At 51.4% G+C, this 23,980-nt stretch carries 23 protein-coding genes and 1 other annotated feature; of the genes, 22 read left to right on the forward strand and 1 reads right to left on the reverse strand.

Annotated elements, in window-relative coordinates; all coding sequences use genetic code 11:
* The first annotated feature begins 11 nt into the window (after positions 1–11).
* Both disA and pssA read left to right on the forward strand, forming a co-directional pair.
* Positions 12–1,088 (forward strand): DNA integrity scanning diadenylate cyclase DisA, encoded by a 1,077-nt coding sequence (gene disA / locus ACFQ2I_RS21465; protein WP_377567939.1) that lies wholly within the window; start codon positions 12–14, stop codon positions 1,086–1,088.
* Positions 1,089–1,175: 87 nt separating this feature from the next.
* Entirely contained in the window at positions 1,176–1,925 is a 750-nt protein-coding gene (pssA, locus tag ACFQ2I_RS21470) for a CDP-diacylglycerol--serine O-phosphatidyltransferase (RefSeq protein WP_377567941.1), read from the forward strand.
* A 79-nt stretch (positions 1,926–2,004) separates the two neighbouring features.
* Here the strand turns inward: pssA and ACFQ2I_RS21475 are convergent, their stop codons facing one another.
* Positions 2,005–2,409 (reverse strand): DUF1573 domain-containing protein, encoded by a 405-nt coding sequence (locus tag ACFQ2I_RS21475; RefSeq protein ID WP_377567943.1) that lies wholly within the window; start codon positions 2,407–2,409, stop codon positions 2,005–2,007.
* A 170-nt stretch (positions 2,410–2,579) separates the two neighbouring features.
* On the opposite strand from ACFQ2I_RS21475, the gene ACFQ2I_RS21480 reads away from it, so the two are divergent.
* From ACFQ2I_RS21480 to rpoC, 20 genes are all read left to right on the forward strand, one after another.
* Positions 2,580–3,677 carry a PIN/TRAM domain-containing protein gene (locus tag ACFQ2I_RS21480; protein ID WP_377567945.1) on the forward strand — a complete coding sequence of 366 codons (1,098 nt, stop codon included), beginning with the start codon at positions 2,580–2,582 and terminating at the stop codon, positions 3,675–3,677.
* Positions 3,678–3,736: 59 nt separating this feature from the next.
* Positions 3,737–4,441 carry a 2-C-methyl-D-erythritol 4-phosphate cytidylyltransferase gene (gene ispD, locus ACFQ2I_RS21485; RefSeq protein ID WP_377567947.1) on the forward strand — a complete coding sequence of 235 codons (705 nt, stop codon included), beginning with the start codon at positions 3,737–3,739 and terminating at the stop codon, positions 4,439–4,441.
* Position 4,442: 1 nt separating this feature from the next.
* Positions 4,443–4,931 (forward strand): 2-C-methyl-D-erythritol 2,4-cyclodiphosphate synthase, encoded by a 489-nt coding sequence (gene ispF / locus ACFQ2I_RS21490; protein ID WP_377567949.1) that lies wholly within the window; start codon positions 4,443–4,445, stop codon positions 4,929–4,931.
* On the forward strand, positions 4,928–6,388 hold the full coding sequence (gltX, locus tag ACFQ2I_RS21495; protein ID WP_377567951.1) for a glutamate--tRNA ligase: 1,461 nt from the start codon (positions 4,928–4,930) through the stop codon (positions 6,386–6,388). The genes ispF and gltX overlap by 4 nt, the downstream gene beginning before the upstream one ends.
* Positions 6,389–6,907: 519 nt before the next feature.
* Positions 6,908–7,570, forward strand: coding sequence for a serine O-acetyltransferase (gene cysE / locus ACFQ2I_RS21500; RefSeq protein WP_377567953.1), 663 nt, complete (start codon positions 6,908–6,910; stop codon positions 7,568–7,570).
* A gap of 4 nt (positions 7,571–7,574) precedes the next feature.
* Positions 7,575–8,990 (forward strand): cysteine--tRNA ligase, encoded by a 1,416-nt coding sequence (cysS, locus tag ACFQ2I_RS21505; protein ID WP_377567955.1) that lies wholly within the window; start codon positions 7,575–7,577, stop codon positions 8,988–8,990.
* A gap of 11 nt (positions 8,991–9,001) precedes the next feature.
* Entirely contained in the window at positions 9,002–9,427 is a 426-nt protein-coding gene (locus tag ACFQ2I_RS21510; RefSeq protein ID WP_377567957.1) for a Mini-ribonuclease 3, read from the forward strand.
* 54 nt (positions 9,428–9,481) lie between these two features.
* Positions 9,482–10,249, forward strand: coding sequence for a 23S rRNA (guanosine(2251)-2'-O)-methyltransferase RlmB (gene rlmB / locus ACFQ2I_RS21515; RefSeq protein WP_377567959.1), 768 nt, complete (start codon positions 9,482–9,484; stop codon positions 10,247–10,249).
* A gap of 2 nt (positions 10,250–10,251) precedes the next feature.
* Positions 10,252–10,788, forward strand: a complete 537-nt coding sequence (locus ACFQ2I_RS21520) for an NYN domain-containing protein (RefSeq protein WP_377567961.1) — start codon at positions 10,252–10,254, stop codon at positions 10,786–10,788.
* A 160-nt stretch (positions 10,789–10,948) separates the two neighbouring features.
* Complete coding sequence (gene sigH / locus ACFQ2I_RS21525; protein ID WP_377567963.1) at positions 10,949–11,605, forward strand: RNA polymerase sporulation sigma factor SigH; 657 nt, start codon at positions 10,949–10,951, stop codon at positions 11,603–11,605.
* Between the two features lie 359 nt (positions 11,606–11,964).
* Positions 11,965–12,114 carry a 50S ribosomal protein L33 gene (gene rpmG, locus ACFQ2I_RS21530; RefSeq protein WP_082967189.1) on the forward strand — a complete coding sequence of 50 codons (150 nt, stop codon included), beginning with the start codon at positions 11,965–11,967 and terminating at the stop codon, positions 12,112–12,114.
* An 18-nt stretch (positions 12,115–12,132) separates the two neighbouring features.
* Positions 12,133–12,342, forward strand: coding sequence for a preprotein translocase subunit SecE (gene secE, locus ACFQ2I_RS21535; RefSeq protein ID WP_262679508.1), 210 nt, complete (start codon positions 12,133–12,135; stop codon positions 12,340–12,342).
* Between the two features lie 23 nt (positions 12,343–12,365).
* Positions 12,366–12,899, forward strand: a complete 534-nt coding sequence (gene nusG / locus ACFQ2I_RS21540; RefSeq protein ID WP_262679510.1) for a transcription termination/antitermination protein NusG — start codon at positions 12,366–12,368, stop codon at positions 12,897–12,899.
* 69 nt (positions 12,900–12,968) lie between these two features.
* A complete protein-coding gene (rplK, locus tag ACFQ2I_RS21545) occupies positions 12,969–13,394 on the forward strand; it encodes a 50S ribosomal protein L11 (RefSeq protein ID WP_262679511.1) in 426 nt (141 codons plus the stop codon).
* 146 nt (positions 13,395–13,540) lie between these two features.
* The gene (rplA, locus tag ACFQ2I_RS21550; RefSeq protein WP_377567965.1) at positions 13,541–14,233 is read left to right on the forward strand and encodes a 50S ribosomal protein L1; all 693 of its coding nucleotides are present in this window, start codon (positions 13,541–13,543) and stop codon (positions 14,231–14,233) included.
* A 22-nt stretch (positions 14,234–14,255) separates the two neighbouring features.
* Positions 14,256–14,414, forward strand: a sequence feature (ribosomal protein L10 leader region).
* Positions 14,415–14,467: 53 nt separating this feature from the next.
* A complete protein-coding gene (gene rplJ, locus ACFQ2I_RS21555; protein WP_377567967.1) occupies positions 14,468–14,971 on the forward strand; it encodes a 50S ribosomal protein L10 in 504 nt (167 codons plus the stop codon).
* A gap of 79 nt (positions 14,972–15,050) precedes the next feature.
* On the forward strand, positions 15,051–15,419 hold the full coding sequence (gene rplL, locus ACFQ2I_RS21560) for a 50S ribosomal protein L7/L12 (RefSeq protein ID WP_377567969.1): 369 nt from the start codon (positions 15,051–15,053) through the stop codon (positions 15,417–15,419).
* A 115-nt stretch (positions 15,420–15,534) separates the two neighbouring features.
* Positions 15,535–16,146 carry a class I SAM-dependent methyltransferase gene (locus ACFQ2I_RS21565; RefSeq protein WP_377567971.1) on the forward strand — a complete coding sequence of 204 codons (612 nt, stop codon included), beginning with the start codon at positions 15,535–15,537 and terminating at the stop codon, positions 16,144–16,146.
* A 386-nt stretch (positions 16,147–16,532) separates the two neighbouring features.
* On the forward strand, positions 16,533–20,078 hold the full coding sequence (gene rpoB, locus ACFQ2I_RS21570) for a DNA-directed RNA polymerase subunit beta (protein WP_377567973.1): 3,546 nt from the start codon (positions 16,533–16,535) through the stop codon (positions 20,076–20,078).
* 128 nt (positions 20,079–20,206) lie between these two features.
* Entirely contained in the window at positions 20,207–23,809 is a 3,603-nt protein-coding gene (gene rpoC / locus ACFQ2I_RS21575) for a DNA-directed RNA polymerase subunit beta' (RefSeq protein ID WP_449290084.1), read from the forward strand.
* Positions 23,810–23,980 lie beyond the last annotated feature (171 nt).

A 23,980-nucleotide genomic window follows, 5' to 3' on the forward strand; every position in this document is an offset into this window, starting at 1 on the left:
GGGCATAACCATTGAAAGAACCGAACCAGCAAGAAGTTATGAATAAATTGTTGCAGCTTATTGCGCCAGGGACCCCTTTTCGGGACGGTCTAGAGAACGTGCTTCGGGCCAAGACAGGCGCTTTAATTGTAGTTGGATACAGTCCCGAGGTGATGGAAGTCGTGGATGGCGGCTTCTCGATCAACTGCGACTTCTCCCCCAACTACTTGTATGAACTCGCGAAGATGGATGGTGCCATCATTATGAGCGAAGATATGCGTCGGATTCTGTATGCCAATACACAGCTTATTCCGAACAGCTCCATTCCTTCGATTGAGACGGGAATACGCCACCGCACGGCGGAACGTGTAGCTAAGCAGACAGGGAAGCTTGTCGTATCCATCTCGCAACGAAGGAATATTATCACTTTATATCAGGGCAATCTGCGCTATTCCTTGAAAGAGATGGGCGTCATCCTGACGAAAGCCAATCAGGCGATTCAAACGCTGGAGAAATATAAAGCGGTATTGAACCAGGCGTTCACCAACTTGTCTGCACTGGAATTCGAAGAGCTTGTTACGCTGCAAGAGGTAGCTCATGTCATTCAGCGCGTGGAGATGGTCCTGCGCATCAAGATGGAAATTAACCGATACGTGAATGAGCTTGGTACGGAAGGTCGTCTGATCAGCATGCAGATGGATGAACTTGTCGGCGGAGTGGAAGAAGATGCCTGGTATCTGCTGAAAGATTATGCGAAGGACAACTCGGACGAGAAAATAAGGGAGATTCGGGTTGGTCTCAAGAAGCTGAGCTCGGAAGAGCTGCTGGACGCTTCTCCGGTCGTTCGTCTGATCGGCTATCCGCAAACGAATAATATGGCTGATGAATCCGTATCGCCTCACGGATATCGACTGCTCAATAAAATACCAAGACTTCCGCTGATCATTATGAATAACCTAGTCGATCGTTTCCAACATCTCCCTGTCATCTTGATGGCGACGATCGAAGAATTGGATGAGGTAGACGGCATTGGCGAGGTGCGTGCACGGGCGATCAAGGATGGTTTGAAGAGAATCCAAGAGCAAATGTTCATTGACAGACAGATTTAAATCCCATACAATGGGTTGAATGTGTTCCAAACTTTAGGATGCGCATCGGTTGCGTCAATGGGGCATAGTAGAGAAGAGGTGGATAAGATGATTACAAAGTCGATACCGAGCCTTCTCACGGTGGGAAATTTATCACTCGGCATAATTGCCATTATTCTGGTTTTTAATGAAAAGCCGGAGCTTGCAGCCATGATGGTTATTATCGCGATGCTGCTCGACGGTGTAGACGGGAGAGTCGCAAGAGCGCTTAATGTCCAGAGTGAATTCGGCAAAGAATTGGATTCGCTGTCCGATGTGATCTCGTTCGGTGTAGCCCCGGCCTTTATTATGTATGTCGTTGCCTTTCAAGAGCTCAGCCCTGCGCTGGGTTGGATTGTAACGGCTTTGTTCCCGATATGCGGAGCGCTTCGTCTGGCCAGATTCAATGTGGTGTCTGGCTCTCCGGGTTATTTTATCGGCTTGCCTATTCCGGCGGCCGGCGGTGTCTTGTCCACGTTGGCATTGTTCAAGAGCGATATTCCTGTGGCTGTACTCATAGCCAGCACTATTTTGCTCTCCGTCTTAATGGTCAGCACGATTCGCTACCCCAATTTCAAGAAAGTCGGCATTCCTCGGAGCGCTGTATGGGTCGTTCCCATTATCGTCGTTATTTCCGTTGTTTTGGGGATATTGTTCGAACATCATTTATCGAAAATTTTATTTATCCCTTTGCTTCTATATGCTTTGTACGGATTAAAAAAAAACGTTGACCGTCGAGTGCTGAAGAAGCGTTCCCGCAAAAAGGGGGCGGTTGATGATGCTGTGGATGAGCCCGTTCAGTCGGAGAAGCCGGCATAAATGATAAAAAAACGTTTCCGAAAGTTCGGAAACGTTTTTTAGTGCGTGTATCCAACATACGCAAAAGTTTTACAATTGGTTATGTCATGTTGAACAGCCCTAACGTGGAGCACTTGTTGTATTCGTTCGATATGACTTCATCTAGTTGAATATTTAGTTGGTTGCATAATGCGGTCATGTAAAACAGATTGCGTCCAAGCTCATTGCGCACGATCTCGTGACAGTGCTCGCACAAGTCACCGGACACATGACTTTTTAACGTCTCCTTGGCATCCTCCAGATTATGTTCGTTGGAATACTGCTGCTTGCATGCATGCAGTACAACGCATCCGCAATCCGTTACAGCCTTCGTAACGGCGCGATTAACAGCTGCGCTGGATTGACCCAGCTTTGACATGACGTCCAATACGCTGCGATGCCTGAGCAGCAGCTCGGATACTTGCTGTTGAAATTGTTCCAATGTTGGAGCATTATTAGATCCCACTTTATTCACCCGCCTCTAATGAAGTAATCTCTCTCTTATTATAATGCTACAGCTCCACAATGACAAAAGCAGATTGTTGCGACGAAAGGAAATAGTGAATTTGTTTTTTCGTGCTCCCTACGGTTAATGATTCATGAATTGGAACATAATTGTAATGGAGGTGAACCTAAATGGTTAAACGAATTATTCAGCTTATTGGTTTTTTCGTCGGGGCAATGGCAGGATCGCAAGTCCATAATTGGGTGAACGGCTCCAGCCTGTGGGCCAGTTCATCTATAGGGATGTTGCAGCAATCGGGCACCTATTACATGAATGTGGCGGTAGGCGCCCTCCTAGGGATGATTGCTTCTTCACTTGCAGCAGGTCCATTAATCAGATATATGAATAAAGGAGTGGAGCGAACCGTTGCCATGCCGCTCGGTCAGCTTCTATCGGGAGCTACGGGCTTGCTTGCAGGACTGTTGTTCGTCGTGTTAATTTATCCCGCTGTGGCGCGTCTGGAGGGGGTAGGAATCGCTCTGCCGGCGATAATGATGCTCTGCATGGGTTATATCGGGCTTCGCATTGGACTGAACAAGCAAGAAGAGATGGCCGCGGGTGTGGCGGCCTTGCTTGAAAGGCAACGTATCGTACCGGTGACCGAAGAAGTGAAAGGCTACGAAGAACATAAAATATTGGACACCAGTGTCATTATTGACGGGCGGATCGCAGATATTTGCAAAACGGGATTCATTGAAGGCACGCTCGTCATTCCGGAATTCGTCTTGGAAGAATTGCAGCATATTGCAGACTCGTCGGATCTGCTGAAGCGGAATCGCGGCAGGAGAGGGCTCGATATTCTGAATAAAATTCAAAAGGAGCTGGATGTGAAAGTGCTGATCTATGAAGGAGACTTCGAGGAGATCAGCGAGGTCGACAGCAAGCTGGTGAAGCTGGCCAAGGCGCTCGGAGGCAAAGTTGTCACGAACGATTTCAATCTCAACAAAGTATGCGAGCTTCAGGGTGTATCGGTATTGAATATCAATGATCTGGCGAACGCAGTGAAGCCGGTTGTATTGCCGGGAGAAGAAATCATTGTTCAAGTGATTAAGGATGGTAAGGAACATGGGCAAGGTGTGGCTTATCTGGACGATGGCACAATGATTGTCGTAGAGGGCGGACGGGATTATATCGGAACGACGATGGAGGTGCTCGTGACGAGTGTGCTGCAGACCTCCGCGGGCAGAATGATATTCGCTAAGCCAAAGCTGTTGGAAAAAGCGCTGTAACAAGGTATGATAGTACTTATGTACATATTCGCTAAGGGCGCTTAAGGCAGGTTGGAATGATGGGAGAAAAATGGGGCGTCGTCATTGTGGCTGCAGGCCGCGGGACGCGTATGGGGACGAAGGAAAGCAAGCAGTATCTTCAGCTTGGAGACCGGCCAGTGCTCGTGCATACGCTGGAATTGTTCCAGCAGCTGGCTATCGTCGAGGAAATCGTGCTGGTCGTTGGGCAGCATGATGTACGCCGCTGTGAGGAATGGATCGGCACGTACGGCATGACCAAAGTGAAAGCTGTCGTATCAGGCGGTGGTGAGAGGCAGCACTCCGTACTGCTGGGCTTGCGCGCCATCTCAACGGATTGGGTCATGGTGCATGACGGCGTGCGGCCATTCGTCTCGGCAGCGGCGGTGGAGGGCTGCTGCCATGCGGCGCAGAGCGGCGGGGCGGCTGTGCTTGCCGTTCCGGTCAAGGATACGATCAAGCAAGTGGATAGAGCGGGGACGATTGTGTCCACGCCGGACCGCAGAAGCTTGTGGGCGATTCAGACGCCGCAAGCTTTTCGTCGTGCAGAGCTTGTGGACGCCCACGAACAGGCGGAAGCGGAGGGCTATCTTGCCACGGACGATGCGATGGTGATGGAACGCATGGGAACGCGCGTCATTGTAGCCAAGGGCGAATACACCAATATAAAGATTACAACGCCGGACGACTTGCCGCTAGCTGAATTTCTGCTGCAGCAGCGTCGACTGACGAGGGGAGAAGAGTAACATGATTCGAGTTGGGCAAGGATTCGACGTGCATCAATTGGTTGAGGGCCGTCCGTGTATAATTGGCGGCGTAACGATTCCTTACGAGAAGGGGCTGCTCGGCCATTCCGATGCCGACGTGCTTCTCCATGCCGTAACGGATGCTATACTGGGTGCGCTCGGGCTTGGCGATATCGGGAAGCACTTCCCGGATACCGATGAAGCCTATAAGGATGCGGATAGCCTGAAGCTGCTGAAGGCTGTATGGGCGATGGCGAAGGAACGGGGTTATGCGCTGGGCAATCTGGATGCGACCATCATTGCCCAGAAGCCGAAGATGCTGCCCTATATCCCGCAGATGGCGGACATAATCGCGGACGCACTCGGAGCGGAGGTGTCGCAGGTGAATGTAAAGGCGACCACAACGGAGAAACTCGGCTTCGCGGGCAGGGGCGAAGGCATCGCCGCGCAATGCGTATGCCTCATTCATAAAGGAGGAAATGAAGGATGACAGCAGAAGTACGGGTAAGATACGCGCCGTCGCCGACGGGGCATCTTCATATCGGCAATGCCAGAACGGCCTTATTCAATTATTTATTCGCCAGAAACCAGGGCGGCAAGTTCATTGTCCGCGTCGAGGATACCGATATGAAGCGTAATGTGGAGGGCGGAGAAGAGAACCAGCTGAAATATTTGAAGTGGCTCGGCATCGACTGGGACGAAAGCACGGATATCGGCGGAGGCTATGGGCCGTACCGCCAGTCGGAGCGACTGGATATTTATCGTGAGTATTGGCAAGAGCTGTTGGATCGCGGCTTGGCTTATCGCTGCTATTGCACCGAAGAAGAGCTGGAAGCGGAGCGGGAGGAGCAGATGGCGCTCGGCGAGACGCCGCGTTATTCCGGCAAGCACCGCCACTTGACAGGGGAGCAGCAGCAAGCGTTCGAAGCGGAAGGGCGTGTAGCGAGCATTCGCTTCCGAGTGCCGGAAGGGCGTACATATACATTCGATGATATGGTGAAAGGGCCCATTACGTTCGATACGGCGGAGACGGGCGATTTCGTTATTGTGAAGAAGGACGGCATCCCGACTTATAACTTCGCCGTTGTGCTGGACGATCATCTGATGCGCATCAGCCACGTGCTTCGCGGCGAGGACCATATCTCCAATACGCCTCGGCAATTGATGATCTATGAAGCGTTCGGCTGGGAGCCGCCAATCTTCGGCCATATGACGCTTATTGTCAATGAACAGAAGAAGAAGCTGAGCAAACGCGACGAGTCCATCATTCAATTTATCGAGCAATATGATCGTCTGGGTTATCTGCCGGAAGCTATGTTCAATTTCATCGCGCTTCTTGGTTGGTCACCGGAAGGTGAGCAGGAGATGTTCACTCGCGACGAGTTGGTTCAGGTGTTCACGGCCAGCCGTCTGAGCAAGAGCCCGGCCGTATTCGATACGAACAAGCTGAGTTGGATGAATAACGAATACTTGAAGAATGCAGATGTATCCCGTGTAGTAGATCTCTGCTTACCGCATCTGCAGGAAGCGGGACGTATTGCCGACGAGTTGGACGAGACGGGAAGAGAATGGATTACCGCTCTTGTGGCGCTGCATCAGGACAAGCTTCGCTGCGCTTCGGATATCGTGCCGGTGACGGAGCTGTTCTTCCGCGATTCCGTCGTGGATGAGGCGGATGCGGCTGAGGTGCTGGCAGAGGAGACGGTGCCTGCCGTGCTCAGTGCATTCCTCGCCCGGATCGAAGCGGAGGGGGCTGCGTTCGACGTGGACGGCATCAAGGCGATGATCAAGGAAGTGCAGAAGGAGACCGGGTGCAAGGGGAAGGCGTTGTTCATGCCGATTCGCGCGGCGTTAACGGGTCAGACGCATGGTCCAGACCTTAATCAATCCATCGTGCTGCTGGGTATGGAGAAGGTTGCGGCACGTCTGCGCGAGCGTCTGGCATAATGGATTTGATGCAGTTGTCTCTTGTCACTCTATGCGGGATTGAGTATACTAGATTTCATTAGAATAGATCGGCTGAGAACAGGAGAAGTACGTCAGGTTTAAGGATGCACAGAGAGAACAACCGATATTTTGCGCGGATGGATGGAGTATGCCGCCGGAATAGGGCTGAAAGTTGTTTTATCCACGTTGGCGGAACATGCACCTGGGAGCTTTGCTCCGATCCGTTGTCGCCGAAGTCGAATCATCCTCACGCGGTGTTGGATGGCGGGCTTCTGGCGCAACGGGGTAGGCGGCAACGTATTTCCCGCGTTATGGGAATTATAGATGTTCGGCGGCACAATCATGAGATGTGATTGTCGCGCCGGGCAAGCAGAGTGGAACCGCGTTAAGTACGCCTCTGTAGCATGTCATCATGCTGCGGGGGCTTTTTCTATGTCGAAGTCAAGCCGCTGTGGCCGATCCGGAACACGATATATGCAAGTATGAAGAATGGTGCATGCGCTGGAGGGGAGGATTCCTATGTTTAGTCAATTTCGTTCAGATGTTCAGACGGTATTCGAGAATGACCCCGCTGCAAGGAGCAGATTCGAGGTTGTATTCACCTATTCGGGCCTTCACGCGATCTGGGCGCACCGCATCGCACACCGGCTGTATCGGAGGGGATGGTTCACGCTGGCCCGTATCATATCTCAGGCGAGCCGCTTCACGACGGGGATCGAGATCCATCCCGGAGCGACAATCGGGCAGCGGTTGTTCATTGACCATGGTATGGGCGTAGTAATTGGGGAGACATGCGAGATTGGAGACGATGTCGTCATCTATCAAGGCGTGACGCTGGGCGGTACAGGTAAGGAGAAGGGGAAGCGGCATCCTACAATTGGCAATAATGTTGTTATCGGCTCCGGCTCGAAGGTGCTGGGTTCATTCCGCGTCGGGGATAACTCCAATATCGGCTCCAATGCCGTTGTGCTGCGGGAGGTGCCGGATAATTGCACCGTAGTCGGCAATCCCGGGCGAGTCGTTCGGCGCAATGGAGAACGTGTTGGAGACCGTCTGGATCACACGAATCTGCCTGATCCTATCATCGAGATGTTCCGAGCGATGGGCCAAGAGATTGAAGGGCTGAAGAAGGAGCTCGCGGATATGAGAGAGCTTCAACAATTAAGTCATAAAGGGGAGTAGCGTTATGAGCATTATGATATACAATTCCATGTCTCGTTCCAAGGAGGAGTTCCGGCCGCAGCAGCCGGGGAAGGCGAGCATCTACGTATGCGGCCCGACCGTGTACGACTACATTCACATTGGCAACGCGCGTCCTGCGATTTTCTTCGATGTGGTGCGCCGATATTTGGAATATGCAGGCTACGAGGTAGACTATGTGGTGAACTTCACAGATGTCGATGACAAATTGATTAGGCGGGCGGCGGAAGTAGGCAAGACTGTGCCGGAGGTTGCGGCTCAATTCATCGAGGCTTTCCATGAGGATACGGCAGCGCTGGGCGTCCGGACGGCCAGTATGAATCCCAGGGTAACTGAACACTTGCCGGAAATCATCGCATTCATAAGCGAACTCGTCGCCGGTGGGCATGCCTATCCAAGTGAGGGCGATGTGTACTTCCGCACGTCCTCCTTCAAGGATTACGGCAAGCTGTCGCATCAGAACATCGAGGAGCTGCAATTCGGCATTCGCATCGAAGTAGACGATCGGAAGGAGAACGCCGGCGACTTCGTCTTATGGAAGGGCGCCAAGCCCGGAGAGATCAGCTGGGACAGCCCTTGGGGGCCGGGACGGCCGGGCTGGCATATCGAATGCTCGGCGATGGCGCGCAAATACTTGGGAGATACGATTGATATCCACGGTGGAGGAACCGATCTGCAGTTCCCTCATCACGAGTGCGAGGTGGCTCAATCAGAATCGCTGACAGGCAAGCCGCTGGCGAATTACTGGATGCATAACGGCTATATTAATATTGACAATGAGAAAATGTCCAAGTCGCTTGGCAACGGCGTTACAGTCCATGAGCTGGTAAAAGGGGTGAAGCCGGAAGCGATCCGCTACTTCATGCTTGCGGCGCATTACCGCGGTCCGCTTAACTTCAGTGAAGAAGCGATCGCGCAGGCGGAGAACAGTGTGGAGAGAATCAATAATTTCGCGGGCAACCTGAAGCATCGGCTTGCTGCTATGGACAATGCCTCACCGCTGGAAGATGGACAGCATGAAGCGCTTCGTGAGAAAATTGCGGGAATCGAGCAGTTGTTCCAAGCGAAGATGAACGATGATTTCAACACGCCGGATGCGATCACAGCCCTCTTCGAACTGGTGGCAGCCGGTAATCAATACATGCAGGGGGATCTTGCGAATGCGAAAGGGTTGAAATTGCTGCAGGATGCGTTGGAGCGAATGGATGATGTGCTCGGACTGCTGTATGCAGGGGGTGGCGATGAACTGCTTGACGAAGATATCGATCGTCTTATTGCAGAGAGAACGGAAGCGCGCAAGGCGAAAAACTGGGCGAGAGCCGATGAAATACGGGATTTGCTTGCGGAACTCGACATTGTGCTTGAGGATACGCCGCAAGGCATCCGTTGGCGGCGAAAATGATGAACGACTCAATGAATCCACTAGCATTTCATACGTTGCCGAAGAAGGCTGGCTTAATAAATCCAGTCGTCCTTGCTTACATGGGAGATGCGGTGTTCGAGCTGTTGATTCGTCAATATCTGCTCTCCCTTTCCAATCATAAATCGCATCATCTGCATCGCGAGGCGACCAAGCTGGTATCGGCAAAGGCGCAGAGACAGCTGCTGGAGCGGGTCCAGCAGCTGCTGACGGAGGAAGAGGCGGATATCGTGCGCAGAGGGCGGAATGCGAAGTCGGGCGCTCCGCCGAAGAATGCCGATGTGGCCGACTACCGGCAAGCGACAGCGCTTGAATGCCTGATTGGGTACTTATACTATGAGGGGCGGTTTGACCGCTTGGCGGTATTGATTGGCATAGCAGTGGAAGAGACGGTTGCGGAGCAGGTCGCTAAGGAATGAACTGGCCACAACCATGACAATGATCAGGATGAACAATATAGAGGAGGATGTATGATGTCTCGAGGCACTGGCGACGAGAATGGAAGCGAAGAATTGATTGTAGGGAAGCACCCTGTCTTGGAGGCGCTGCGCTCCGGCAGGGAAATCAATAAAATATGGATGACGGATGGGTCGCAGAAAAGCATAGCCGGTCCTATCTCGGCAGAGGCAAAGAAGCAGGGGATTGTTATACAGTTTGTGGACAAGCGCAAACTGGACGGCATGGCGCCCGGCATGGTGCATCAAGGGGTTGTGGCGCAGGCCGCGGCATTGGCGTATGCCAGTGTGGAGGAATTGCTGGAAATCGCAAAGCAGCGCGGCGAGACGCCGTTCCTGCTCCTGCTTGATGAAATTGAGGACCCGCATAACTTGGGCTCCATTCTGCGAACGGCGGAATGCACAGGCGTGCACGGCGTTATTATTCCGAAGCGTCGTTCGGCAAGCTTGACGGCGACGGTGCTGAAGACATCAGCCGGAGCGGCGGAGCATATGGCTGTGGCAAGGGTGACGAATCTGGCACAGACGATCGACGGGTTGAAGGATGCGGGACTATGGATTGCCGGCACCGACGTGGCAGCTTCAGATGAAGTATACGATATGAAGCTGGATATGCCGCTTGCGGTTGTGATCGGGAATGAGAATAAAGGAATGGGGCGTCTCATTAAAGACAAATGCGACTTTCTCGTGAAGCTCCCGATGCGAGGACGTCTGAATTCCTTGAATGCTTCAGTGGCTGCCGGCGTGCTCATGTACGAGGTTGTCCGCCAGCGCAGGCCTCTCTAGCGATGAACCGCAAGAACGATGTCTTACTAGTAGACGGCTACAATATGATTGGCGCCTGGCCGGAGCTTGCGAAGCTGAAGGAGAGCGATCTGGAAGCAGCACGGGACAAGCTGCTGGATATGCTGGCGGAGTATCAGGGATTCACGGGCAGAAGTGTCTATGTCATATTCGACGCGCATCAAGTGCCGGGACTGGGGGCGACGTTCAAGCAGCATAAGCTGACCATTGTGTACACGAAGGAGAAGGAGACAGCGGACGAATGCATTGAACGGCTCTGCACGGAGCTGTATGCCAGAAGGAGACATATCTATGTCGCGACCTCCGATATGATCGAGCAGCATGTCGTATTTGGTCAGGGGGCGCTCCGCTTGTCGGCGCGCGAGCTTCTGACGGAGATCGCCCAGAACAAGCTCGGCATTCAACAGGCTATTCGCGACAAAAGAAGCGGCAGACGAAATACGCTGGATGAAAATATAAACTCTGATGTGTGGACGAAGCTCGAGATGATGAGGCGAGGCGATAAACCTCCAAAGACTTGAACGGTTCACGGTTCTACCACTATGTTACAAAATTGCTAGAATATCAACAACATTCGCGGGGCAATTGGTTGACGCTACAAGGTTTATTCATGTATACTGACTCTATATTTCAAGGTTATAAATCTAGCGGTGTACGCCTTGCAGGCCGGAGGGATAGTGTGTGAGTATCGACCTCAAAGAATGGAGTACGCTCGAATATGATCGCAGCCTGGACGAAGATATCGTGGAAGCGGTTCGTAATGGCGACAGTATGGCGCTGGAATACCTGATCAACAAGTATAAGAACTTCGTGAGGGCGAAGGCTCGTTCCTACTTTCTGATCGGAGCGGATCGTGAAGATATCGTGCAAGAAGGTATGATCGGATTGTATAAGGCGATTCGGGACTTCAAGGGAGACAAGCTTGCAAGCTTCAAAGCCTTTGCCGAATTATGCATTACCAGGCAGATTATTACCGCGATTAAGACGGCCACCCGTCAGAAGCATATCCCCCTCAACTCCTACGTTTCACTGGACAAGCCCATATACGACGAAGAGTCTGACCGGACGCTGCTGGACGTCATCTGTGGCACAAGAGTGTGTGATCCTGAAGAACTTATCATTAATAAGGAAGAGTTTGTTGGTCTGGAAGACAAGATGTCCGAGATTCTCAGCGATCTGGAGCGCAAGGTGCTTATGCTCTATCTGGACGGAAGATCTTATCAGGAGATAGCGGTTGATCTGGATAGGCATGTGAAGTCTATCGACAACGCATTGCAGCGTGTGAAGCGCAAGCTGGAACGTTATTTGGAAGTGCGGGATATTGGCGGTTCCCTCTAAGGAGCGTCATTCATTTTGTGTAGCGTAAAGTTTCTTATCGACAATGGACTGTCTTTTCTGTCTGACGGTTTTCAGGCAGTGAAGAGGGTCCATTGGTTTTAAAAGGGAAATAATCGCCTATACTAATAGAATCGAAGAAGAGGGAGTTTTGTTTTCTCCTGAAGCGGAGAGGGAATATGCGGACGTCCAAAAATTGCACGCCCGAACCGGTTGTTTTGCGTTGACATGAATGGGCCTGTGTGATAAAGTGTTTAGGTAGGCCTGAAATCGAGGTTTTTTTCGTTGTGGGAAAGGCGTCGATGGATTGAAGAGAGAGATTTATGTAACGCATTTTGCAGCAGTTCGGGAGGTGTATTAAGGTGCGGGTTATCATCACGTTAGCATGTACAAACTGCAAACAGAGAAACTATGCGACCACAAAGAACAAACGCAATCACCCCGACCGCATCGAGTTGAAGAAGTTTTGCAAGTTCTGTAACGAGCAGACTCCTCATCGCGAGACGAGATAGTGAATTGGAGGTGTGACCGTGGCATTTTTGGCGAAACTGAAGCAGGGCTTCGGTACGACGTTCAGCTTTTTTGCCGACAGTTGGGCGGAACTGAAGAAGGTCCGCTGGCCGAATCGCAAGGAGTTGACGAGTTATTCCATCGTCGTATTGTTGACGGTTGTGGCTGTGACGATTTACTTCTGGCTTCTTGACATCGGGATCTCGTCTCTGGTAGAACTGATCGTTTAGAAGGGTCCAAAGGTGGATTGGTAATGGAGAAAAGATGGTACGTCGTGCATACCTATTCCGGGTATGAGAACAAAGTGAAAACGAATCTGGAGCGTCGCGTGGAATCCATGGGCATGGAAGACAAGATCTTCCGGGTGCTTGTTCCGATGGAGGATGAAGTAGTGGAGAAGGACGGCAAGAAGAAAACCGTCCAACGCAAGGTCTACCCCGGCTATGTCCTCGTAGAGATGATTCAGACAGACGATTCCTGGTATGTTGTGCGCAATACGCCCGGCGTTACAGGATTCGTAGGGTCGACGGGCTCCGGCTCGAAGCCGACTCCGTTGCTGCCTGATGAAGTGGAACAGATTCTGAAGCATATGGGCATGGAAGAGCCTAAGCCGAAGATTGAGTTTGAACTGAAAGAGACGGTTCGCGTCAAAGTAGGGCCTTTCGCAGATTTTGTCGGTTCGGTGGAAGAAATTCTGCTGGACAAGGCGAAGTTGAAGGTCCACGTCAACATGTTCGGCAGAGAAACCCCGCTTGAGCTGGATTACACACAAGTGGAGAAGATATAAATTATCCGGTTTCTTAATGAAACAGGCGCATACCCGGCGCTTGTATAACAGGGTAAGGAGGTGTGAGTCATGGCAAAGAAGGTCATTAAGTTAGTTAAACTGCAGGTTCCTGCAGGCAAAGCGAATCCGGCGCCTCCAATCGGTCCGGCACTGGGTCAAGCAGGCGTTAACATTATGGCGTTCTGTAAGGAGTTTAATGCGCGTACTGCGGATCAGGCTGGATTGGTCATTCCGGTTGTTCTCACTGTATTCGAGGATCGTTCCTTCACATTCGAGACCAAGACGCCGCCAGCGGCTGTATTGCTTCGCGTAGCAGCGGGGATCGAGAAGGGTTCCGGTGAGCCTAACAAGAAGAAAGTCGCTACTGTGAAACGCGATAAAGTTCGCGAAATCGCAGAGAGCAAGATGCAAGACCTTAACGCTGCTTCCGTCGAGGCGGCTATGCGTATGGTGGAAGGCACTGCACGCAGTATGGGTATTACGATTGCTGACTAATTGGCGTTGTTCGTCCGGACGGGTCGAATCAATACGCAAGGATGTCGGATGACATCTCGCTAAGCGAAGCGCAGCTTCGCTGGTGGGAGGATCATCTCCTGCATGCAGGAGGATGCTCCGTTTAACCACATAAGGAGGTAAGTTTAATGGCAAAACACGGCAAGAAATATGTGGAAGCAGCCAAGCTGATTGACAGTGAAGCTAGCTATGAGCCTTTAGAAGCGATCGAACTCGTGAAAAAAGGCGCTACGGCAAAGTTCGATGAGTCCGTCGAAGTGGCGGTTCGTCTGGGTGTAGACCCTCGTAAACAAGACCAAGCGGTTCGCGGCGTAGTCGTTCTTCCGCATGGCACAGGCAAGACGAAACGCGTTCTCGTTTTCGCAAAAGGCGAAAAAGTGAAAGAAGCGGAAGCTGCAGGCGCTGACTATGTCGGTGATGCGGACGTAATCAACAAAATCCAACAAGGCTGGTTCGAATTCGACGTCTGCGTAGCGACGCCGGACATGATGGCTGAAGTTGGTAAGCTCGGCCGTATCCTCGGCGGTAAAGGCTTGATGCCTAATCCGAAGGCGGGTACTGTAACGTTCGACGTTGCAAAGGCCGTTCAAGAAATTAAAGCAGGTAAGATCGAGTATCGCCTGGATAAAGCGGGTCAAATCCACGCTCCTATCGGCAAGGCTTCGTTCGATGCAGAAAAGCTGAACGAAAACCTGAAAGCTCTGATCGACGCTCTGGTTCGCGCTAAACCGGCTGCAGCCAAAGGCGTTTACCTGAAAAACATTGCTGTTTCTTCCACGATGGGCCCTGGTGTCCGCGTATCCGCAGCGACTTATCGCTAAGGATTGCCGAAGAGACGCAGCTAACATTCGAATACGCATACCGTAGACAGTAGGTGCCCATAAGGGCTTAATTTCCTACCGAGGTGTTATGATAAACGTTAATGTCAGCTCGGATAACAATCCGGACTGGAACGACATCATGGCCTTCGCTTCGTCTGCGAAGGCCTTTCTCATGCATCGAGGCCGGGAATCGTCTTAGACACGGGATGTAACAAATTACGGGAGGTGTACAGTTTGGCTAACGCTAAGATCATCCAAGAGAAACAAGAAGCAGTTAAGGTGATTGCGGATAAGCTTGCGAGCAGCCCGTCAACGATCGTTGCCGATTATCGCGGACTGAACGTTGCTCAAGTAACGGAACTGCGCAAGCAGCTTCGTGAAGCGGGTATCGAATTCCAAGTTCTGAAGAACTCGCTCGTTCGCCGCGCAACTGAAGGTACGGAGATGGCGTCTCTGAATGACGTATTGTCCGGACCTACAGCTGTAGCATTCGGTGGAGAAGATGTTATCGCTCCAGCGAAAATTCTGAACGACTTCGCCAAGAAGAACGAAGCGCTGAAACTGAAAGGCGGCGTTCTGGAAGGTCAAGTTGTCGACGCTGCACAAATTAAGGCTCTTGCAGAGCTTCCTTCTCGCGAAGGTTTGCTCTCCATGCTCCTCAGCGTCCTTCAAGCTCCTATGCGCAACTTCGCGCTTGCGGTTAAAGCCGTTGGAGAGAAGAAAGAAGCTGAAGCTTAAGTTTCATCGCATCTTGCATGCATGACCTTTTCATTTTTTGCAACACAAAACCAATAAAACTAATTTCGGAGGTAATACCATGTCTAAAGAGCAAATCTTGGAAGCTATCAAAGGTATGTCCGTTCTTGAACTGAACGATCTTGTTAAAGCAATTGAAGAAGAATTCGGCGTAACTGCTGCAGCTCCTGTTGCAGTTATGGGCGGAGCAGCAGGCGGCGACGCTGGCGCAGCGGCTCAAACTGAGTTCGACGTAATTCTGGCAGGCGCTGGCGCTTCCAAAATCAACGTAATTAAAGTCGTTCGCGAAATTACAGGTCTTGGCCTGAAAGAAGCGAAAGAAGTTGTTGACAACGCTCCTAAAGCAATCAAAGAGAAAGTTAGCCAAGAAGAGGCTGACGCTATCAAAGCTAAGCTTGAAGAAGCTGGCGCTTCCGTAGAAGTGAAGTAATAGAGCTTTGGTGTGAACGAGTCTGGCGGCTATTGCAGTCGTCAGACTGACAAACCCCTTGAAACCTATTGTTTCAAGGGGTTTGTTGCATACTAAAGAGAAGGGGGTATCCATGATGGCTAATCATTATTATTCTAAAAGCCCAGATACTGCGCATGAGCGGAGAACGCATGAGACGACACTTAGAGGGACGAAATTCAGGTTCGTGACCGATTCCGGCGTTTTCTCCAAGACAGGAATCGATTACGGCAGCCGTGTATTAATAGAAGCAATGCAATTTGCGCGTACCTCCGAGGTGTTGGATGTCGGCTGTGGTTACGGGCCGATCGGACTGGCTGCGGCGACGCTGGCGGATCAAGGGCGTGTCACCATGATCGATATTAATGAACGGGCCGTGCTGCTTGCTTCGGAGAATGCGGTTGCCAACGGCTTGAAGAATGTGGATGTCCGTCAGAGCGACCTGTACGAAGCTGTGCGCGGGCTGACATTTGATGTCATTTTGACGAATCCTCCTATACGAGCAGGGAAAGCAACGGTACACCGTATATTCGAGGAGGGTTGTCAATTGCTGCGAGATGGCGGCAGTATGTGGGTCGTCATCCAGAAGAAGCAAGGCGCCCCTTCTGCGAAGGAGAAGCTGGAACAAATATTCGGTCATGTAGAAGAGATCACGAAGGATAAAGGCTACCGCATATTTCGCGCGATAAAACAACTGACAACTGTATAGTTTTACCATTGTTGGACAGTGATAATGAAAAGGGTTGAAATTCGCATAAAAGATTTGACTTGACATTTTGAATATGATAACATTATAAAATGTCAGCATAAAATTGCTTGAAATCTCTTTAGTTAACTAAAATGTCAAGTGTGAATTTTCAGCGCGGCATGCATACTTTCTGATCATTTGACGTATAATGTTTACATTTTGGGCAAAATTACTTGATATGGGCCTGTCGCGCCCGCGCTGCGACTGGTAAGCTGCCGGAACATGCTCTTTTTTCGAACCTATTCGATAAGGGCTTTTATTTATTTTTCTGATAGACGGTTCTCACTGTCTTGACGATAAGCAGTGAGTATCGATGCTGTGAGACAGACATGAGGGGTGAGGTTAAGTTGGCAGGACAACTTGTTCAGTATGGTCGGCGGACGCGGAGAAGCTACGCCCGGATCAAAGAGGTGCTGGAAGTCCCTAACCTGATTGAAATTCAACAAAAATCTTATCAGAAGTTTCTTGATAGCGATTTGATTGAATTGTTTCAGGATATTTCTCCGATTACGGACTTCACGGGCAATCTATCACTTGAGTTTATCGACTACAGCTTAGGTGATCCTAAGTATTCTGTCGATGAGTCGAAAGAACGCGACGTGACGTATGCGGCTCCTTTGCGCGTGAAGGTGCGTTTAATTAATAAGGAGACAGGCGAAGTTAAGGAACAAGAAGTCTTCATGGGTGATTTCCCCTTAATGACGGAGACCGGCACGTTTATTATAAACGGAGCTGAGCGCGTTATTGTCAGCCAATTGGTTCGCTCCCCAAGTGTGTACTTCAGCACGAAGGTTGATAAGAATGCGAAGAAAACATATACGGCAACGGTCATTCCGAACCGTGGAGCGTGGCTTGAGCTGGAGACGGATGCTAAGGATATCATCTATGTCCGTATCGACCGTACCCGGAAGATTCCTGTAACGGTGCTGTTGCGCGCGCTGGGCTTTGGCACGGATGCAGAGATTCTGGATTTGCTCGGTCATGATGAATATATTCGCAACACGCTAGACAAGGATAGCACGGATTCTACGGAGAAAGCGCTAATTGAGATCTACGAGCGCTTGCGTCCAGGCGAACCTCCGACGTTGGATAATGCGAAGAGCTTGCTAGTGGCTCGCTTCTTCGATCCGAAGCGTTATGATCTGGCCAATGTAGGCCGTTACAAAATAAACAAAAAGCTTCATATTAAAAACCGATTGTTCAATCAGCGGCTGGCCGAGAATTTGATCGATCCAACCACAGGCGAAATTATCGCTGAAACAGGCCAAATGATCGATCGCCGACTGCTTGATGAGATTCTTGACAAGCTGGAAAGCGACGTAGGGTTCAAGACCTACCATGTGGCTAATGGCGTGCTGGATGCTGATAGTATTCCTCTGCAAGGCATAAGTGTATTCTCGCCTCTTGATGAAAGCAAGATTATTAAGATCATTGCCAACGGCATTATCGACAAGAGTGTGAAGCATATTACGCCTGCTGACATTATCGCTTCCATCAATTACTTCATTAATCTGCTGCACGGTATCGGCAGTACGGACGATATTGACCATCTGGGCAACCGTCGTCTCCGTTCCGTCGGCGAGCTGCTGCAGAACCAATTCCGTATCGGCTTGTCCCGTATGGAACGCGTCGTTCGTGAACGGATGTCCATTCAGGATGCGAATGCGATTACGCCGCAAGCGCTGATCAACATTCGTCCCGTAATCGCATCCATTAAGGAGTTCTTCGGTTCATCCCAGCTGTCCCAATTCATGGATCAGACGAATCCGCTCGCTGAGCTGACGCATAAGCGTCGTCTATCCGCATTGGGGCCGGGTGGTCTGACGAGGGAGCGTGCGGGCTTCGAAGTACGTGACGTTCACCATTCGCACTATGGCCGAATGTGTCCGATCGAGACGCCGGAGGGCCCGAACATCGGTCTGATCAATTCTCTGTCTACCTTCGCCCGCATTAATGAATATGGCTTCATTGAAGCGCCATATCGCTGGGTAGATCCGAAGACGGGTGTTGTCACAGAGCAGATCGCATATCTGACAGCCGATGAAGAGGATAACTACGTTGTCGCCCAAGCGAATGCGGTGTTGAACGAGGATTCCACGTTCAAGGATGATCATACGATCGTCCGTTACAACAAGCAAGCCGACAACATTCTGACCATGCCGAGCGAACGGGTGGATTACATGGACGTCTCCCCGAAGCAGGTTGTGTCCGTTGCAACGGCTCTTATCCCATTCCTGGAGAATGACGACTCCAACCGTGCGCTCATGGGCTCTAACATGCAACGGCAAGCCGTTCCGCTGCTCATCCCTAAAGCGCCGTTCGTCGGAACGGGCATGGAGCATAAGGCGGCGAAGGACTCCGGTGTATGTATCGTATCCAAGTACGATGGTGTCATTGAACGCTCCTCAGCTAATGAAATCTGGCTGCGGCGCGTAGAGACAATTGACGGCAAGCAGGTCACAGGCGACCTGATCAAGCATAAGCTTCACAAGTTCACGCGTTCTAATCAGGGAACTTGCATTAACCAGCGTCCGATCGTTCGCAAAGGCGACGTGATCAAACGCGGAGACATTCTTGCCGACGGTCCTTCGACAGAGATGGGCGAACTGGCATTGGGTCGTAACGTCGTCGTGGCCTTCATGACGTGGGAGGGCTACAACTACGAGGATGCGATTCTGCTCAGCGAGAAGCTGGTGAAGGAAGACGTCTACACATCTATTCATATTGAAGAGTACGAATCCGAGGCGCGCGATACGAAGCTGGGGCCAGAGGAGATTACCCGCGATATTCCTAACGTGGGCGAAGAAGCGCTCCGCAACCTGGATGAGCGCGGTATTATCCGCGTAGGTGCAGAGATCAGTGCCGGCGATATCTTGGTAGGTAAAGTAACGCCGAAGGGCGTAACTGAGCTTACGGCAGAAGAGCGCCTGCTTCATGCAATCTTCGGTGAGAAGGCACGCGAAGTGCGTGATACTTCACTCCGCGTACCGCACGGTACAGACGGAATCGTAGTGGATGTTAAAGTATTCACGCGTGAGAATGGCGACGAGCTGCCGCCGGGCGTTAACCAGCTGGTTCGCGTCTATCTGGCGCAGAAGCGAAAAATCTCCGAAGGCGATAAAATGGCGGGACGCCATGGTAACAAAGGTGTTATCGCACGTATTATGCCTGAGGAAGATATGCCGTTCCTGCCCGATGGCACACCGGTCGAGGTTGTACTGAATCCATTGGGCGTTCCGTCTCGGATGAACATCGGTCAGGCGCTTGAGGTTCATCTTGGCATGGCTTGTAAGCATTTGGGCATCCATGCGGCTACACCGGTATTTGACGGGGCGAATGAGAACGACGTCTTCGACACAATGGAAGAGGCCGGCATGCAGCGCAACGGCAAGACCAGGCTGTTCGACGGACGTACGGGCGAAGCATTCGAACGTGAGGTGACGGTCGGCGTCATGTATATGATCAAGCTGGCACACATGGTTGATGACAAAATCCATGCCCGTTCTACCGGTCCTTACTCACTTGTTACCCAGCAGCCGTTGGGTGGTAAGGCACAGTTCGGCGGTCAGCGCTTCGGCGAGATGGAGGTATGGGCGCTGGAGGCGTACGGCGCCGCTTATACACTGCAGGAGATTCTTACCGTCAAATCCGACGATGTGGTCGGTCGTGTGAAGACATACGAATCCATCGTTAAAGGGGAGAACGTGCCTGAGCCGGGAGTTCCGGAGTCGTTCAAAGTACTGATCAAGGAGCTTCAAAGCTTGGGGATGGACGTGAAAATCCTGACTGAGAATGAAGAAGAGATCGAGATGAAGGAAATGGACGATGAAGATGAGGCGACCGGCGACAAGCTGAACCTCAATCTGGAAGGCGCAGAGGCAGGAGTAGAATAAGATGTTGGCTGAGCTTCAATCCGGGTATGCAGCACAGGCATCCGGGTTGAAGTTCAGCTTCTGATAAGACATAGTCATACATGACGAAGGAGGGTTGCTCCTTGTTGGACGTGAATAACTTCGAGTATATGAAAATTGGTCTGGCATCGCCGGATAAAATTCGCTCATGGTCCCGCGGAGAGGTCAAAAAACCGGAAACGATCAACTACAGGACGCTAAAACCGGAAAAGGAAGGTCTATTCTGCGAGAAGATATTCGGTCCTACGAAGGACTGGGAGTGTCATTGCGGCAAATATAAGCGTGTTCGTTACAAAGGTGTCGTCTGCGATCGCTGCGGCGTAGAAGTGACTCGCGCGAAAGTGCGTCGTGAACGCATGGGCCACATCGAACTGGCAGCTCCTGTATCGCATATTTGGTATTTCAAAGGTATTCCGAGCCGTATGGGTCTGGCGCTGGATATGTCCCCTCGCTCACTGGAGGAGATTATTTACTTCGCGTCTTATGTGGTGACGGACCCTGGCGACACGCCGCTGGAGAAGAAGCAGCTGCTGTCTGAGAAGGAGTACCGGAGCTACCGCGAGAAGTATGGTTACGGATTCCAGGCAGGCATGGGTGCTGAAGCCGTGAAGAAGCTGCTGCAGGATATTGACGTCGAACGCGAGCTGGAGATGCTGAAGGAAGAGTTACGTACAGCGCAAGGCCAGCGCCGCAATCGTGCGATTAAGCGTCTTGAAGTCATCGAGGCATTCCGTAATTCGGGCAATTCGCCGGACTGGATGATTATGGATGTGCTTCCTGTTATCCCGCCGGAGCTTCGACCGATGGTTCAGCTTGACGGTGGACGCTTCGCAACTTCCGACTTGAACGATCTCTATCGCCGCGTGATTAATCGCAATAACCGTCTGAAGCGGCTGCTGGATCTGGGAGCGCCCGATATAATCGTTCAGAACGAGAAGCGGATGCTGCAAGAAGCGGTTGACGCATTGATCGACAACGGTCGCCGCGGCCGTCCTGTTACAGGGCCGGGCAACCGACCGTTGAAGTCGCTTAGCCACATGCTGAAGGGCAAGCAAGGACGCTTCCGTCAGAATTTGCTAGGCAAGCGTGTTGACTATTCCGGTCGTTCCGTTATCGTCGTCGGACCGAACTTGAAGATCTTCCAGTGCGGACTTCCGAAGGAGATGGCGTTGGAGCTATTCAAGCCGTTCGTTATGAAGGAACTGGTCAACAAAGGATTGGCTCATAATATTAAGAGTGCGAAGCGCAAAGTAGAACGGGTTAGTCCGGAAGTATGGGATGTGTTGGAGGAAGTCATCAAAGAACACCCTGTACTGCTTAACCGTGCCCCCACTTTGCATAGACTGGGCATTCAAGCCTTCGAGCCGATTCTGGTGGAGGGCAAGGCCATCAAGCTTCATCCACTCGTATGTACGGCCTATAACGCCGACTTCGACGGGGACCAGATGGCGGTACACGTTCCGCTTTCTGCTGAAGCGCAAGCTGAGGCCAGATTGCTTATGCTTGCTTCGGGCAACATTCTGAATCCGAAGGATGGCAAGCCGGTCGTTACTCCTTCTCAGGATATGGTGCTTGGCAGCTACTATCTGACCATGGACAACAAGGAAGCTCAGGGCAGCGGCTCCATCTTTGCCAATGTGAATGAAGCGGTCTCCGCTTATCAGCGAGGCATCGTGTCCCTGCATGCGAGAGTGATCATTCCTGTCAGGGTGTTGAAGAAAACAAGCTTCACGGATGCTCAGCAGAAGGCGCTGCTAATGACGACAGTGGGCAAGATCATTTTCAATGAAATTTTCCCGGAGCAGTTCCCGTATATCAACGAGGCGTCGAAAGAAAACTTGTTGAACGGAACGCCTGATAAATATTTTGTGTACGACAAAGGTACAGACCTGTTGAAGGCGATGGACGATCTTCCTATTGCAGGAGCGGTAGGCAAAGACTATCTTGGCCAAATCATTGCTGAGTGCTTCCGTCAATATCATACGACACTGACGGCGGTCATTCTCGATCGCATCAAGCAGCTTGGCTTCACTTATTCCACGAAAGCGGGAATTACGATCGGCGTCGCCGACGTTATCGTTCCGGAGGAAAAAGCGGAGATTATGAAGAACTCTGATGAAAAGGTCGCAATGGTCATGAACCAATACCGCCGCGGACTAATTACGAACGACGAGCGTTACGACCGTATCATCAGCATCTGGAGCAAATGTAAAGACGAGATAACGGATGTGCTGATGAAGTCGATGGACCGCTATAACAATATTATGCTTATGGTGGATTCCAAGGCGCGGGGTAACAAATCGCAGATTACTCAGCTTGGCGGTATGCGTGGTCTGATGGCGAATCCATCCGGACGTATTATCGAATTACCGATCAAGTCCAACTTCCGTGAAGGACTGACGGTTTTGGAGTATTTTATCTCCACGCACGGCGCACGGAAGGGTCTCGCCGATACGGCGCTTCGTACAGCGGACTCTGGCTATCTTACCCGTCGTCTGGTCGACGTCGCGCAAGATGTGATTGTTCGCGAGGACGATTGCGGTACGGATAAAGGATTTGCCGTTAGCAAAATTCAGGACGGCAAAGAAGTGATTGAGGATCTGTACGATCGTATCGAGGGACGTTATGCGTTCGAGACGGTTAGACATCCACAGACTGGTGAAGTTATCGTCAATAAGAGCGAGTTGATTGACTCCAGCAAAGCGGATCAAATTATTGAGGCAGGAGTCGAGAAGCTGCAGATTCGTTCCGTACTGAGCTGCCGCGCCCGTCATGGCGTATGTAAAATCTGTTACGGACGCAATCTGGCGACAGGCAAGCACGTGGAGATCGGTGAAGCCGTCGGCATCATCGCCGCTCAGTCGATCGGGGAACCTGGAACCCAGCTGACGATGCGTACATTCCATACCGGCGGTGTGGCCGGAGACGATATTACGCAAGGTCTACCGCGTATTCAGGAGCTGTTCGAGGCACGTAATCCGAAAGGTCAAGCGATCATCACAGAGCTAGATGGCGTTATTAAGGAAATTCGCGAAGCGAAGGACCGTCGCGAGATCGAGGTGCAAGGAGAAGCCGAGACGAAGGTATACTCTGTCACTTACGGTTCGCGCATTCGCGTATCGGAAGGGCAGCACATCGAAGCCGGCGACGAGTTGACCGACGGCTCCATTGACCCTAAGGATATGCTGCGCATTAAAGGCATTCGCGGCGTACAGAATTACATTCTGCAGGAAGTGCAGCGCGTATACCGTAATCAAGGCGTTGAGATCAATGACAAGCACGTCGAGGTCATGATCAAGCAGATGCTTCGCAAGATCCGCATCGTAGATGCCGGCGATACGACACTGTTGCCGGGTTCCTTCGTAGACATTCATGAATATGAAGCGGCCAACTCCGAAGCGATCTTCGCCGACAAGGAGCCTGCCGTTGCCAAGCCGGTATTGCTGGGTATTACGAAGGCATCTCTAGAGACGGACTCCTTCTTGTCTGCGGCATCATTCCAGGAGACGACTCGTGTCCTGACGGATGCAGCAATCAAGGGTAAGATTGACCAGTTGCTTGGTCTGAAGGAGAATGTCATTATCGGTAAACTGATTCCTGCCGGAACGGGGATGCAGCGTTATCGCAACATCCGCTTCGCTGGACTGGAGGAAGAGGTTGTTGAGTCGACGGAAGCCAATGAATTGGCGGAAGAGGCTGTAGCAATCGAATAGCATAGCAGTATAACGAGGATGGAGCAGTTAGCTCCATCCTTATTTTTACGCCTACGTTAAGGATGAAAGTAAGTGATGAAATGCACTTGACATTGGTGTGTCTTAGGTGATATTATATCGAAGTGTGCCTAATGACCAGGTTTGTGTTGATGTGTGCTTAGTTATGAACCG

Origin of the sequence: Paenibacillus chungangensis (assembly GCF_042675905.1) — a bacterium.
Classification (GTDB): Bacteria; Bacillota; Bacilli; order Paenibacillales; family Paenibacillaceae; genus Pristimantibacillus; species Pristimantibacillus chungangensis.

Coding starts and splice junctions, on each gene's coding strand:
- pssA (WP_377567941.1), top strand. CDS start 1,176: ATGATTACAAAGTCGATACCGAGCCTTCTCACGGTGGGAAATTTATCA.
- ACFQ2I_RS21480 (WP_377567945.1), top strand. CDS start 2,580: ATGGTTAAACGAATTATTCAGCTTATTGGTTTTTTCGTCGGGGCAATG.
- ispD (WP_377567947.1), top strand. CDS start 3,737: ATGGGAGAAAAATGGGGCGTCGTCATTGTGGCTGCAGGCCGCGGGACG.
- ispF (WP_377567949.1), top strand. CDS start 4,443: ATGATTCGAGTTGGGCAAGGATTCGACGTGCATCAATTGGTTGAGGGC.
- gltX (WP_377567951.1), top strand. CDS start 4,928: ATGACAGCAGAAGTACGGGTAAGATACGCGCCGTCGCCGACGGGGCAT.
- cysE (WP_377567953.1), top strand. CDS start 6,908: ATGTTTAGTCAATTTCGTTCAGATGTTCAGACGGTATTCGAGAATGAC.
- cysS (WP_377567955.1), top strand. CDS start 7,575: ATGAGCATTATGATATACAATTCCATGTCTCGTTCCAAGGAGGAGTTC.
- ACFQ2I_RS21510 (WP_377567957.1), top strand. CDS start 9,002: ATGAATCCACTAGCATTTCATACGTTGCCGAAGAAGGCTGGCTTAATA.
- rlmB (WP_377567959.1), top strand. CDS start 9,482: ATGTCTCGAGGCACTGGCGACGAGAATGGAAGCGAAGAATTGATTGTA.
- ACFQ2I_RS21520 (WP_377567961.1), top strand. CDS start 10,252: ATGAACCGCAAGAACGATGTCTTACTAGTAGACGGCTACAATATGATT.
- nusG (WP_262679510.1), top strand. CDS start 12,366: ATGGAGAAAAGATGGTACGTCGTGCATACCTATTCCGGGTATGAGAAC.
- rplK (WP_262679511.1), top strand. CDS start 12,969: ATGGCAAAGAAGGTCATTAAGTTAGTTAAACTGCAGGTTCCTGCAGGC.
- rplA (WP_377567965.1), top strand. CDS start 13,541: ATGGCAAAACACGGCAAGAAATATGTGGAAGCAGCCAAGCTGATTGAC.
- rplL (WP_377567969.1), top strand. CDS start 15,051: ATGTCTAAAGAGCAAATCTTGGAAGCTATCAAAGGTATGTCCGTTCTT.
- ACFQ2I_RS21565 (WP_377567971.1), top strand. CDS start 15,535: ATGGCTAATCATTATTATTCTAAAAGCCCAGATACTGCGCATGAGCGG.
- rpoC (WP_449290084.1), top strand. CDS start 20,207: ATGAAAATTGGTCTGGCATCGCCGGATAAAATTCGCTCATGGTCCCGC.